This is a genomic window from Hyphomicrobium sp. 802, assembly GCF_000526135.1.
In the GTDB taxonomy this organism is placed as follows: Bacteria; Pseudomonadota; Alphaproteobacteria; order Rhizobiales; family Hyphomicrobiaceae; genus Hyphomicrobium_B.
In genome coordinates this window covers 4,050,444-4,063,350 of sequence record NZ_JAFM01000001.1, presented here as the reverse complement: position 1 = coordinate 4,063,350, position 12,907 = coordinate 4,050,444, and the positions used below count along the sequence as shown (strand labels likewise).

At 59.3% G+C, this 12,907-nt stretch carries 10 protein-coding genes; 5 read left to right on the top strand and 5 right to left on the bottom strand.

Annotation, left to right across the window (positions count from 1 at the left end):
- The first annotated feature begins 786 nt into the window (after positions 1 to 786).
- Entirely contained in the window at positions 787 to 993 is a 207-nt protein-coding gene (locus tag HYP802_RS23750; protein ID WP_013949622.1) for a hypothetical protein, read from the top strand.
- A gap of 280 nt (positions 994 to 1,273) precedes the next feature.
- Complete coding sequence (locus HYP802_RS0120570) at positions 1,274 to 2,647, top strand: FAD-dependent oxidoreductase (RefSeq protein WP_013949620.1); 1,374 nt, start codon at positions 1,274 to 1,276, stop codon at positions 2,645 to 2,647.
- A gap of 31 nt (positions 2,648 to 2,678) precedes the next feature.
- Here HYP802_RS0120570 and HYP802_RS0120565 read toward each other — a convergent pair whose 3' ends face one another.
- The 5 genes from HYP802_RS0120565 to HYP802_RS0120545 all read right to left on the bottom strand — a co-directional run bounded on the left by HYP802_RS0120565 (position 2,679) and on the right by HYP802_RS0120545 (position 8,246).
- A complete protein-coding gene (locus tag HYP802_RS0120565) occupies positions 2,679 to 4,589 on the bottom strand; it encodes a hypothetical protein (protein ID WP_244420926.1) in 1,911 nt (636 codons plus the stop codon).
- A 185-nt stretch (positions 4,590 to 4,774) separates the two neighbouring features.
- The gene (locus HYP802_RS0120560) at positions 4,775 to 5,443 is read right to left on the bottom strand and encodes a sulfite oxidase-like oxidoreductase (protein ID WP_013949618.1); all 669 of its coding nucleotides are present in this window, start codon (positions 5,441 to 5,443) and stop codon (positions 4,775 to 4,777) included.
- 6 nt (positions 5,444 to 5,449) lie between these two features.
- Positions 5,450 to 6,460: an LLM class flavin-dependent oxidoreductase gene (locus tag HYP802_RS0120555; protein WP_013949617.1), complete on the bottom strand. Its 1,011-nt coding sequence runs from the start codon at positions 6,458 to 6,460 to the stop codon at positions 5,450 to 5,452.
- 65 nt (positions 6,461 to 6,525) lie between these two features.
- Positions 6,526 to 7,893 carry an FAD-binding oxidoreductase gene (locus HYP802_RS0120550; RefSeq protein WP_013949616.1) on the bottom strand — a complete coding sequence of 456 codons (1,368 nt, stop codon included), beginning with the start codon at positions 7,891 to 7,893 and terminating at the stop codon, positions 6,526 to 6,528.
- 116 nt (positions 7,894 to 8,009) lie between these two features.
- Positions 8,010 to 8,246: a hypothetical protein gene (locus HYP802_RS0120545; protein WP_024276448.1), complete on the bottom strand. Its 237-nt coding sequence runs from the start codon at positions 8,244 to 8,246 to the stop codon at positions 8,010 to 8,012.
- 616 nt (positions 8,247 to 8,862) lie between these two features.
- Here HYP802_RS0120545 and HYP802_RS0120535 point away from each other — a divergent pair.
- The 3 genes from HYP802_RS0120535 to HYP802_RS0120525 all read left to right on the top strand — a co-directional run bounded on the left by HYP802_RS0120535 (position 8,863) and on the right by HYP802_RS0120525 (position 12,902).
- On the top strand, positions 8,863 to 10,497 hold the full coding sequence (locus HYP802_RS0120535) for an MASE1 domain-containing protein (protein WP_013949613.1): 1,635 nt from the start codon (positions 8,863 to 8,865) through the stop codon (positions 10,495 to 10,497).
- A complete protein-coding gene (locus HYP802_RS0120530; protein WP_013949612.1) occupies positions 10,494 to 11,108 on the top strand; it encodes a response regulator in 615 nt (204 codons plus the stop codon). The genes HYP802_RS0120535 and HYP802_RS0120530 overlap by 4 nt, the downstream gene beginning before the upstream one ends.
- A gap of 306 nt (positions 11,109 to 11,414) precedes the next feature.
- Positions 11,415 to 12,902, top strand: coding sequence for an amino acid permease (locus HYP802_RS0120525; RefSeq protein WP_013949610.1), 1,488 nt, complete (start codon positions 11,415 to 11,417; stop codon positions 12,900 to 12,902).
- Positions 12,903 to 12,907 lie beyond the last annotated feature (5 nt).

Genomic DNA, 12,907 nt, shown 5'->3' with positions numbered 1-12,907 from the left:
CGCGTTCGCTGCTCCTGCCTGCACGGGCAACTTCAAGACCGCTGGCGCCGCTTGCGACGTCACGAAGTAATAAGTCGAGCGTTAAACACGCGAAGAATGGGCGCTCCGCGGCGCCCTTTTTTTCGCTGGAGCTGATCGTCTAACAGCTATGGAAATAGTGACGTTCTGCTCTGCGTGCTGGTCAAGGGACGATGCGCGGTTGATCAGAAAGCGCCGGGTTTCCGGCGCATTTCAACAACGGAAGCGCCAAAACGTCCTGCCGGCAAACGGCAGATCATACTTTCAGATAATGGTTTCGCTCCGCGTTCTTCATATCTAACCGCTGCTATCCCTCGATGGAGGGCCTGCTTTCGCGCATTTCGCCAAGTGGGCTATGGAGAAAAGTGATGAAACTCGTAGCTCTCAGCGCGCTGATTTTGGTGTCGGCCAGCGCTTCGGCATTTGCCGCGCCTCACTGCAGCGGTGACTTCAAGTCTACCGGCGCCGCATCCAGCGTGGCGTGCGCGATAACGAAATAACGCCGACCACAATCGGCAAATTGAAAGAAGGGCGTCCGCAAGGGGCGCCCTTTTTTATTTGTTCTTCCCCGCGGGCACGCCCACTCAGCAGAACGTCGATACCGAGCCTTTTTTTTCGTTCCGCCGCATATCATTGATCGATTGAAGCGATCGAAACCAATCGAACATCGCGTTGGAATGATAAGATGGCGGCGCCCATTCTCTTATCAGCTCTTCAAGACAAGCCGCTCAAGGGAGCGGAGATGAAGACGAGATAAGGAGAAGAAAAATGAGAAAGTCTGTAATGGCCCTGTCGGCGATCCTGCTCGCAACCGGCACAACTGGCGCCCTGGCTGCTAGCTTGAGCACTCCCTCACACAGTCGAGTGATGGAACGTGCTCGAACCGAGATGCAGACGGAAACACCGGCTGAATTCTGTCGCTGGCACGGTGCGGATACGAATTACGATATGTACTGCGCGCCGTACAATGATTAATTGGCGGTTGATACACGCACCACGGAAAAGCGCGCCGGAAACGGCGCGTTTTTGGTTTGTGGCGATAGCGTCCGTCAGGACAAAGTAGTATGCGGCTTATCTTCCCTACAAATCGTGCTTTGTACGTGTCTGCAGGCCGGACATCTAAAGCTGCGTGGCATACGTCGTATTTTTTTGCGGCGAATTGAACTCGCAAAGCGGTTCGATGCAAATCTGCGATTGCGCTTGCATGAAATCTGGCTAAACACGCGCCCCAACGTGCACGCGGGAGGAAGAACCGATGTCTTCGAATTCATATGATGTCCTCATCATCGGAAGCGGCGAAGGCGGAAAATTTCTCGCCTGGCATCTGGGGCGATCTGGCAAGAAAGTCGCCGTCATCGAGCGCAAACTTATTGGCGGCTCTTGCCCCAACACGAATTGCCTCCCGAGCAAGAACGAGATCTGGAGCGCCAAAGTCGCCGATCTTGCTCATCACGCCGACGCATTCGGATCGATCACCGGCGCAGTTGCGACCGATATGAGAAGAGTCGTCGCTCGCAAGAGAGAAATGGTCGACGGTCTCATCAAGATGCATCTCGATTTTTTCAAGGACAGCGGCGCGGAACTCATCATGGGAGAAGCACGCTTCGTCGCGCCAAGAACAGTTGAGGTAAAGCTGAATGATGGCGGCAACGCCACGTTCAGCGGCGATAAGTTGGTCATCAATATTGGTACGCACGCTTCGATTCCGAACATTGCGGGTCTCGTTGCGGCAAAGCCGATGACGAACGTCGAACTGCTCGAGCTTGAATATTTGCCGAGGCATCTGATCGTACTCGGCGGCGGCTATGTCGGTCTGGAGCTCGCGCAGAGTTTTCGCCGCTTTGGCTCTCAAGTTACCATTCTCGAAGCTAGCCCGCAGATTGCGGCACAGGAAGATGCTGACGTCGCCGCTGAGATCGCCGATGCGCTTCGCTCCGAAGGCATCGCCATCAAGACGGGCGTTGCGATTACGAACGTTGAGGGCCGCTCCGGCACAAATGTCGTCGTGACGACATCTGGTGGTCGCTTCGAAGGTACCGATCTGCTGGTGGCCGCCGGGCGCACGCCAAATACGAATGCCATCGGTCTCGATAGCGCCGGCGTCGAACTCGACAGCCGCGGGTACATTGTCGTCAACGATCAGCTCGAAACGACCGCGCCGGACACGTGGGCAATCGGCGAATGCGCCGGTAGCCAGCAATTCACGCATGTGTCGTTCGACGATTTCCGCATCGTTCGCGATAACTTGGCCGGCGGCTCGCGCAGCAAAAAGGATCGCCTCGTCCCCTATTGCATGTTTACGGACCCTCAGCTTGGGCGCGTGGGGATCAGCGAAAAGCAGGCAAAAGCCATAGGGATTAATGTGCGTATCGCAAAGCTGCCGATGGCTGGCATTATGAGGTCTCGCACAATTTCCGAGACACGCGGCTTTATGAAAGCTCTAGTTGGTGATGACGATCGCATCGTCGGCTTTGCGATGGTTGGTCCGGAGGCGGGAGAAGTGATGGCCGTTGTGCAGACGGCGATGCTCGCCGGTCTGCCGTACACGTCTTTGCGTGACGCCATCATCGCGCATCCGACAATGGCGGAGGGTCTGGGTCCGCTTTTTACCCGTGTGCCCGCGCGCTAAACGGCTCGCCTGTTACCGCCTACCATCGCACTCACTGCCGCACTGGTCGCTTCCGTTCGTGAAACCAGGGACGATAGTCTTCCATTTTTGCGCGCTGTGCGGACGACGCATGCCGCTTGCACGTCGAAGCCTCCTCGCTCTTGGGGTCGGCACCCCAGCGAACCTCGACGCAGTCATTGACGTTGTAGGCCATTTCCAGCCCTTTCGAACGGTCCAGCACGTCTTTGAGTGTCAGTGTCCATTGCGAGCCATCGCTTCGCGTGTAAGAGAACTTCCGCGACGCGATTTCCGTCGTGAGAGTTTGGTCGAGCGCCGATTTTACGTCGGAGACGCTTTCGCCCTTCGGCATCGCGTATCGATCAGCACGCCGGGCAACGCGATCCGGAAAACCGCGAACGACGTCGATTGCGATCAGCAATCGCAAATCGCGCGACGGTGTCGCAAAGTCTTCCCACGCGCCTGTGGTTTCGAATATTGACGGCCCAGATGGGATTGCGACGTCGGCGCCACCGCCGTTCTGATATTTCCGTCCGTTTTCGACAGACGTAACGCGCGTCTTCACCTGTTCTTCGAGGGCAGTGATCGTTTCTTTCATGGCGCGCCCCGGATCGAGCGGCTCGGGCGACATCACGTCGTCCATGCGATCATAGAAATCTTCGACGCCGAGCTTCGATTGCTCGAGGGAGAAATCGCCGTAATCGGGATCTTTCGTGATTTCGGCGTTCGTCAATCGCCTCAGCGTACCATTGTTGTCGGCGACGATCGGCCGAAAGCGCTTGAAGCCCGGACTGCCGAGGGAAGGATCTTGGGCGAACAGGAAATTGCCGCGCCAGAAGCGCTTCCGGGCCACCGTTCCGTCCGGCTGACCGTCGACGGCAAGGAAGACGCCCGCCGAATCGTTCGTCTGTGCAACGCGTTTAACGAGCACCAGAACGTGGCCATAAGGGTCAGCATAAATCGTCCCCGGTCGCAGCGTTTCGGCCGTCAAAGGTACGGGATAATAATCGGTGTTGTTGTCTGCTGCAGCGGTTCGCCCGGAACCAGAATGGACGGCGTTGGCGACGACAGTACGGATGTAATATCCAAAGCCCGGCAGAAGCGCCTGAGGCCGGGATGAACTTCGCTGCGCCGACTCAGAAACGGACGCAGAGTCAAACACGCCGAAAAGTGAATTGCTCGCACTCTGGATCGGCTTTTGCTTCGCCTCGTCTTGCGGGCTGTCTTCTTTCTGAATGTTGAACCACTGCGGGCAGCGTGGCGCCTTTCCGCCACCGCCGCGCGTACATTTGGAATAGCCGAACGGCAACCCGGTCTTGAAGGCGAAGTACGCGCGCAGAAAATACGGAAGGTCCGCGCAGTCCGGCTTCATGATGAGTTTCTTGCTGTCTTCGCCGAGCCCCATGGAGTTGAAGAGCATGTTGCGCGTCGGATCGCGCAAGACTTCGTGCAACGCAGGCCACGATGGCTGGGCGTCGATCGGATCGTCGAAGAGCTTTTCGATCCAGGCGGAATAGAGGTTTTCGGTCTCGCGGGTCCACGCGCCGCGGATCGGCCATACGCTCTTTGATGTCGCGCGTGGCGGAGCGCCGGCCGTCTTCGCCACGGCGAATTCTCGTTTTACGGTTGCACATTCTGCGCTCGCGCCTTCGCGCGTCAGCGTAGCGGTCCAGGTGCCGGCCGACGGCGATTGCACATCCGCATACCAGAAATAGGGCGGCCCGCCGTGCCGCTCTTTGGACGTGACCGCAACCTTGCCGTCGGGAGAGGTGAGGGAAAGCACTCCATCAAGCGGCTTTTCGGCCGTGAAGATGATCCGCAGCGGCATGCCCTTCCAGGGGGAGATCGGCGAAGCGAGAACCGCGAGCCCCGCCTCGGCGTCACAGGCAGAAAAGCCATCCTTGGCGCGGGCGACAGACGGCGAGGCGGTAGCGGAGATCGCCACTGCCGCGAGGATTATCGCAGGCGCAATTCGGCGCAATCGGAATTGGGGAAACAAGCGACTAACCCCCGTTTTGTGCTCCCTAGATTTGGAACACTACCGCGAGAGCCTTGCCCAAACGATGGCAGAGCCGGAATTCTTTGCCGCCGACTGATGATAAAAATGCGGAGTTTGCCGAATTAACCGGGTCAATCGTCCGAGTAACGCTGCTCTTTCCACGGATCGGCTCGATTGTGATAGCCGTTCACTTCCCAAAATCCCCGCGCATCGCTCGCAACAAATTCAATGCGTTTCAGCCACTTCGCGCTTTTCCAGAAATAGAGGTGCGGCACCACGAGGCGAACCGGTCCGCCATGCTCGCGCGTCAGCCGCTTGCCCTCCCAGCTATGCGCGACGATGGCATCCTCGGACGCGAAATCCGCGAGCGTAATGTTTGTCGTGTACCTGTCATAGCTATGCAGAATGACGAATTGCGCCTCAGGCGTCGGCATCACGAGATCCAGCAGGTCATGTGTCGAAACACCGGTCCAGCGGTTGTCGTAGCGCGACCAGGTCGTGACGCAATGGATGTCCGACGTCTTGACGCTGCTGGGCTCGCGCTGGAACTTTGCCCAGTCGAGGGTCGTCGGATGTTCAACGGCGCCGTCGATGACCAACCGCCACTGATCGAGCGCGATCTCCGGCTGCTGTCCGAGGTCGAGCACCGGCCAGTCGCGGACCAGATGCTGGCCCGGAGGTAACCTCTCCGAATTGGGCCGCGAGGTCTTTCCGGTCAGGAAGCGTCCTTCGCGCGCCCATTTCTGTTTCGTCCGCGTCAGCTTATTGGGTTCCGGCAGGTCGTTGTTGTCGTCGCTCATCGAGGCTCAGGTCTCCGGACACAATTGCCGCGCGTCGGCATTCTGCGTATCGGCGATGATCTCGAACGAACGTAGCCGCAACGCGTGATCGTAGATGTCGGAGACGATCATAAGCTCGTCGGCTGCCGTTTCGTCAATGAGCGCCTTGAGGCCGGCGCGAACGGTCTCGGGTGAGCCCACGACAGAGCGTGCGAGCATAGCCGTCGCTTGCGCCTTTTCGCCTGGCGACCAGTAGGTCTCGATGTCGTCGATGGGGGGCTGGCTGAGCTGCCGCGCGCCACGGGCCAGATTGGCGAATGACATTTGCTGGGTCGTCGCGAGACGCTTGGCTTCGCGGTCAGTCTCCGCTGCAATGACATTGACGCCGACCATCGCATACGGGCGGTCGAGCTGCTGAGACGGCTTGAAGTGTGAGCGATAAATTTCAAGCGCGGACAGCAATTGTTCCGGCGCGAAGTGCGAGGCGAACGCGTAGGGCAGGCCAAGCTCGGCCGCAAGATAGGCGCCATACGTGCTGGAACCCAAGATCCACAGCGGTACATTCGTTCCCGCCGCCGGTACGGCCTGAATCCGCTGTCCTGGCTGCGCCGGCGCGAAATAGGACTGCAGTTCTACAACATCTTGCGGGAACGTATCGGCGGCCGCAGGCTGTCGCCTCAAAGCTCGGACGGTGAGCGGGTCAGTGCCGGGAGCCCGGCCCAGCCCAAGATCGATCCGGCCCGGAAACAGCCGCGCCAGCGTCCCGAACTGCTCTGCGATGATGAGCGGCGCATGGTTCGGAAGCATGATGCCGCCGGCGCCGACGCGAATGGTCTTCGAACCGGCCGCGATATGACCGATCACCACCGACGTCGCGGCGCTGGCGATGCCGGGCATATTGTGGTGTTCGGCCACCCAGAACCGGCGATAGCCCCACTTTTCGGCGTGAGCTGCGAGATCGCGCGCGTTATCGAGCGCGCCACGCGCATCGGTATTTTGCGTAACGCGAACGAGATCGAGAATGGAAATGGCCGTCATGACATCCTCCAGGCTGACGCATGATGTAGGTTCGCGCCTGCAAGAATGCCAATCCGGGGGGATTGCTAGAAATTCATGGTGTCGCGGACGCGATACCATGCCTCAACGAACGGCACCGCTCGCCGGGCAACCGGATGCACCGGAAACGGCGGAAAAGCCAAATCGTCGAAGGCCGTGCGCCCCTCCGGTTTTTCGAGCATCTGCAACGCAATCCTATTGCCGAAATAGGTCGCGCGCGAAACGCCCGTACCGCAGTAGCCCAGAGCATAATGGATGCCCATTGGAGTCCGGCCGATGTGGGGGATCTCGTCGTAGGTGTAGCCGATCTTGCCGTCCCAGGCATGCGTGATCGGCACGTCTTTGAGGTCCGGAAAGACGCGCAGCATGTCGCGTGCCAGGTGCCCGAACGCTGACGGCGAGGTATTCGACGCGAACCGCCCCACGCGTCCACCCCAGATAATGCGCCGCTCGTCCGGCGCTCCGCGAAAGTAATAGAAGACGCGATTGCTGTTGCCGTAGACCCGGTTCTTGGGCAGCAGGCGCGTATAAAGCTGCTCCGTAATTTCCCCGGTCGCGATAATGCCCGAGCCGACGGGAACGATCCGTCGCCCAAGTTCTGGCACGAGACCGTCGGTATAGCCGTTGCTCGCAATAAGGACGCTTCGGGCAATCGTCTCGCCGCGAGGCGTTCGTACGCGAAAACCGCCCGATACCGGCTCGATATGGGCGACCGCCGTCTGGTCCAAAATCCTGCCGCCAGCCTCGGCCGTCCGCGCCACCAAACCGGCATGGTAGAGGCCGGGATGCAGCGACGCATCGTTCGGCAAGACCGCACCGCCATAAAAAATGTCGGAGCCGATTTCCGACGCTTGCTCTGATTGTGGCACCATGAAACTTTCGACGCTCGCGATCGCCTTGAGATCCTGCATGTCGGCAGCCATCGCATCATAGTGCTCAGGTCGGATGGCCGCGCGAAAGCGGCCGCAGCGGCGAAAATGACAGTCGATTTTCTCGGTCTCGATCAGCGACGCGATATGGTCGAGCATGCGCGTGCCCTCGCGCAGCATGTCCTCTGCCTTTCGCCGTCCCCGCAATGCGATGAGCGTCTTGACGCGGAATTTCTGGTTGCCGCTGCCGATTTGACCGCCGTTGCGGGTGCTGGCGCCAAATCCGGTTCGTCCGCGCTCGAAAATCACGACGTCCCGCCCGGCGCGCGCCAAAGTCAGCGCCGCCGACAATCCCGTGAAGCCGGAGCCGACGACCGCCACATCGCATTTTTCCGGAACAGGCTTTTCGCCGCCGTTATCTTCCGCCGGCAGCGCATTCCACCAATAGGGCCGGAAGATCAGCGTATGAGATGAGCGAACTTTTCCCTTCGCTAGCGCCTCGGCTGAAGGAAAAGCCGACGAAAGAGCATCGATAGACCGTGTCACGAGCGTCCTCATTTGAGAGCGAGGCGCCGTGTTTATCCCGCTTCCTGGCTTTTTGCACGAGCGCCTAAGCGCCCACCCCCCGGCTGCGGTCCCGTCGTTAAGCGTAGGCGCTTAGGCTATCTGAAAATCGCCTCGAACCACGATTGAGGCAAATGCTCCATCCGATAGACCAGCCCCGGCTTCAGAATGAATTCTCCGGCTCGGAGGGCATCGAGATCAAAATCGCCGTTCGTCCGTCTCGGCGCCACGCCCGCAAAAGTATAGCGCCGGCCGAAATCGTCGGCGACGGAGGCCGGAATATCGCTGTTGGCGTAAATGCCGACGGACGGCCCTGTCGGTTTGGCATCATGCAATAAAAAATATTCGAGGTGCCGATGCGTTTCGATCCCGCCGATGACATTACGTCCTCCCCATAAATGATTTAATGCCGATACCCCGGCTAACCACCGGCGCCCGGCTGTGCGTTTCACGTCTCCCTTGTGTGTGCTCCTCGGCGTCGTGCGGAATCGGCCTCGTTGCCGTTCGACGTCGCTGAATTAGACGACGTCTCTCCGGCGCGCTGGCCATCTCCGTGAATCGTGTCCGGCTGGTGGTCGGAGGCCGTAAGCCGTTGAAACTCGGCGGCGCTATCGCCGTTATCGGCGTCGAGATAATCCGAGAGGCTCACGGGACGCCGCCGAAGCGGCGATTTTTGTCCATCGCTTTTGACGCTTGAACGCATCGCGGCCTCGCGAGGAAAAGATAAACCGGATCACGAACCCTTGTGGCGACCCACGAAAAATACGTGATCCGGGCATGGCTTGCCGCACATCCGTGGCTCGTCGGTGCACGGCTCCATGGGCCATAACGACACCGTAGTCGGCAGGATGATGCAATTCTGGGCAAGTGCGTGAGTAGTGAATCGCTGGCGATCGAACTAGAGTAACTCTACGGGAGCCGGCATGGGGTCGCTCCCAAAGGGTGCGCGGAATGCTTCAGGCGTTGACGCGAGATACGGTCATCGGCATGCCGCCGCCGCGGTATGTCGCGCTGGGCGCCGCATATCTTGCAGCATACGTCGCACTGGACTGGTTGAGCTTCGTCGATCCCCTGAGCGCGTTCGGGATAACGCCCTGGAATCCGACGACAGGCGTCAGTATCGCATTGGTACTGGCATTCGGCCGTTCGTTCATCCCCTGGCTGTTCCTCGCGCCTCTGGTGGCTGATGGTCTCTTGCGCCAATTTCCTCTGCCGCTCGGCGCCGAAGTCTCAGTGGTCCTCATCATCGGAGGCACCTATTCGGCCGCCGCTTGGTTTCTGACGCGCGAGGACGGCCCATTTTCAGGCGCGCTTCAATTGAGGCAGGATCTGATTTGGCTGCTGGGGACGGCTGCGATTGCGGCGGCAGTGGCCGCTACCGTCTGCGTGACGCTCCTCGCGATGATGTCGATCATCAGCGTCGATCAGATCGGACGAGGAATTCTCGGCTGGTGGGTCGGCGACATGATCGGCATCACCGTGATGACGCCATTTCTGCTGTTTCTCTTTGCGGGCCGCACGATCCTCCCGCATTCGGCTGAGCTTTTACTGCCGTTTGCAGTCATGGTCGGTGCGCTCTTCCTGATTTTCGGAACCGCGACGACCAATCCGTCGCAGCTTTTCTATCTCTTGTTTCTCCCGGTCATTTGGATTGCCGTGCGTTTTGGATTGGAGGCGGTGACGGGCGCACTGGTCGTGACGCAAGTGCTGCTGATTACCGCGATCCAGCTTACCGGACACAGCGGTGTGAGCATCACAGCGCTGCAGACGATGATGCTCGCATTGGCTTTGACGGGACTGATCGTCGGCGCGCTCGTCACCGAGCAGCGCAACACCCAGCGTGAGCTGTGGCTGCATCGCGAAGCCCTTGGCCGCGCGTCTCGCGTCGGAGCACTGGGTGCGCTGGCGGCAGCAATCGCGCATGAAATCAATCAACCCTTGGCCGCCATCGGCAATTACGCGCGCGTGGGTCGTCAGAACTTGCAACGCGATGTCGTCGATCAGGCTGCCGCCGTCCGCACGACCGAACAAATTATCGAGCAGGTCGATCGCGCGGCTGCTGTCATCCGCTGGCTTCGCGATTTCATTGGCGCGGGCAGTTCGCGCTTCGAAGTTGTCTCGGTGCCCGATCTCGTCCGACGAGCGGAATCGGTGTGCCGAGCAGACCTGGAAGAGCACGGTATCACGTTTGATACGATCGTCCCGCGCGATTTGCCGAACGTCTGTGTCGATCGCCTGCAGATCGAACAGGTCGTCACGAATCTCGTCAAGAACGCATCCGAGGCAATCACGGCCTCGCGCATTGCAGATGGTAAAATCCAGATAGAAGTCACCGACGACGGACAGGCCTTCATCGTCATTTCCGTCATCGACAATGGCCCAGGTTTCGAGCCAGTTTTATTGGAACGCCCCATCTCACCCTTCACCACGACCAAGCCCGACGGCATGGGGCTTGGATTGTCGCTGAGCCGTTCGATAATTCAGTCGCACGGCGGACGGTTGACGCTCGGCGGGAACACAGCAGGCGCACGCGTATCTTTCACGCTGCCGAAAGTCGGCAAGGAGGCAAAGAGCACGACGACATGAAGATCGCTATTATCGACGATGATTTTGCCGTTCTGGATTCGTTGGGTCAGCTCCTTGAAGGCGCGGGGCTTGACGTCTGTTCCTACCAGTCCGCCGAGGCCTTCATGTCGGAGGCTGATGAGGGCGACATCGGCTGTGTCGTGTCCGACGTACGCCTGCCCAACATGACGGGGATCGAGCTGCATCACGAGATCGCGCAGCGCTATCCGAGTCTGCCCGTCATTCTCATCACCGGTCACGGCGATATTTCGATGGCCGTGACGGCGGTCAAGAACGGGGCGCTCGATTTCATCGAAAAGCCGTTCTCGGACGAACGGATCGTCGCCAGCATCCGTCATGCCGTCGATGTCGGCGTGCGCAAAAAGGTTGATGCCGACATGCGCGCCGAATTTCAAAATCGCGTTGCCGAGCTTTCACCGCGACAGAAGCAAGTCATGGACCATCTTGTTCTCGGGCTCTCCAACAAGGAGATTGCGTTGAAGCTCGGCTTGAGCACCCGCACCGTCGAAAACTACCGAGCATGGGTGATGGAAAGAATGCGCACGCGCAACCTCGCCGAACTCGTAAGACTTGCAACTTGGCTCGACGGAACCCATGTACGGGATCATTGAAATCGCTGATTTATGCGAACGGCCAGCTCGTTATGCTGGGCCGATAGAGTAATTGTACTCTAGTATCCTCTCCCTGCTATCGCGCTCAGGACTCTGGTGCAAAGCTGCAATTGTTTCGGTGTTCAGTTTCGAACGCTGATCTGGCGCAGGGGGTGGCATGCAGAGGACGCGCATGCGTTTGAGCATTGACGGCGCAAGCCGGCAAGCTCCGCATCCTCGTGGCGCTCGATCTCCCTCGCGGGGAGTTTCATCCAAAATTCGGCTCTCTTCCGCGCCTGGTCGGCAGCTTCATGTGGGGAGACAATCATGGACGATCAGAGTGCGTCAGGCGTCAGCTACGAACGCGTAGGTGACGAATACTTTAAGGCTCGCGGCCTTCAGAGATATGCGGGCATCTGGTCACTGTGGGCGCTCGGCGTCGGCGCGGTGATCTCGGGACACTTCTCCGGTTGGAACTTCGGCTTCGGCACAGGTGGCTGGGGCGGCATGCTGGTCGCAGGTGGCATCATCGCCGTCATGTACCTCGGCCTCGTGTTTTCCATCGCCGAAATGAGCCCGGCGCTGCCCCACACGGGCGCCGCCTACTCCTTCGCCCGCTCGTCGATGGGTCCATGGGGCGGCTTCATCACCGGCCTTTGCGAAAACGTCGAATACGTCGTCACGCCGACGGTCGTCTGCTACTTCATCGGCTCCTATCTGAACGGAATCCTTGAAACCGCGGGAATAGGTGCTCAACCAGAGCCACTTTTATGGATAGCGACGTTTGTCGTCTTCCTCGCGCTCAACATCTTCGGCGTCGCGCTGTCGTTCCGCGTGACCCTGATCGTCACGCTGCTTTCGCTCGCGATCCTGGTCGTGTTCTGGATCAGCGCCATTCCGAACATGGACTTCAACCGCTGGGCGCTCAACATCGCGCCTGACGGCACGGAGCTTCCGAACGGCAACGGCCCCATGTTCCCGTACGGCTGGGAAGGCGTTCTGAAAACCTTGCCGTTTGCGGTCTGGTTGTTCCTAGCTATCGAGCAGCTTCCACTCGCAGCTGAGGAATCGGTCGATCCGAAACGCGACATGCCGAAGGGCATCATCCTCGGCATGTGTACGCTGATCGTCTCGGCTTTCATGATCGTGCTGCTGAACCCGTCGGTCATCGGCGTCGGTGCATTTAAGCTTTCGACGTCAGGCGAACCTTTGCTCGATGGCTTCCGTGCAATCTACGGCAGTGGCGCCGTCGTGCTGCTCGGCATCGTCGCATTGACCGGCCTGATCGCGAGCTTTCACACCATTCTCTACGCCATGGGCCGGCAGGTCTATTCGTTGAGCCGCGCGGGCTACTTCCCGACGGCCCTCTCGATCACGGGGCACAAGCTTAAGACGCCCTATGTCGCGATGCTTACGGGTTCGGCCGTCGGCCTGATCTTGATGACGATCATCTACTTCATCAACAAGGATCAGATCGGCACAACGCTGCTCAATATGGCGGTGTTCGGCGCCATGTGCTCCTACATGCTGCAGGCGATTTCGTTCATCCTGCTGCGCATCAAGATGCCAAACATCGAGCGTCCGTATCGCAGTCCGCTCGGTATTCCCGGTGCCGTTCTGACGATTATCATCGCCGCCGTTACGCTGTGGTACCAGCTTGGCGACAGCACCTATCAGCAAGGCATCTACGGCGTCATCGCCTGGTTCGCGGTCGGTATTATCTATTTCGCTGTAATAGGCCGCCACAAACTCATCCTCTCACCTGAGGAAGAGTTCGCGCTTTCCAAAGGTACGGCCGAATATAAGACGCACTAATCGGC

Bases quoted from the DNA above. Each gene is read 5' to 3' on its own strand.
- HYP802_RS23750 (WP_013949622.1), top strand. From the start codon at position 787: ATGAGAAAGTCTGTAATGGCCCTGTCGGCGATCCTGCTCGCAACCGGC.
- HYP802_RS0120570 (WP_013949620.1), top strand. From the start codon at position 1,274: ATGTCTTCGAATTCATATGATGTCCTCATCATCGGAAGCGGCGAAGGC.
- HYP802_RS0120560 (WP_013949618.1), bottom strand. From the start codon at position 5,443: ATGAGCGACGACAACAACGACCTGCCGGAACCCAATAAGCTGACGCGG.
- HYP802_RS0120555 (WP_013949617.1), bottom strand. From the start codon at position 6,460: ATGACGGCCATTTCCATTCTCGATCTCGTTCGCGTTACGCAAAATACC.
- HYP802_RS0120535 (WP_013949613.1), top strand. From the start codon at position 8,863: ATGCTTCAGGCGTTGACGCGAGATACGGTCATCGGCATGCCGCCGCCG.
- HYP802_RS0120530 (WP_013949612.1), top strand. From the start codon at position 10,494: ATGAAGATCGCTATTATCGACGATGATTTTGCCGTTCTGGATTCGTTG.
- HYP802_RS0120525 (WP_013949610.1), top strand. From the start codon at position 11,415: ATGGACGATCAGAGTGCGTCAGGCGTCAGCTACGAACGCGTAGGTGAC.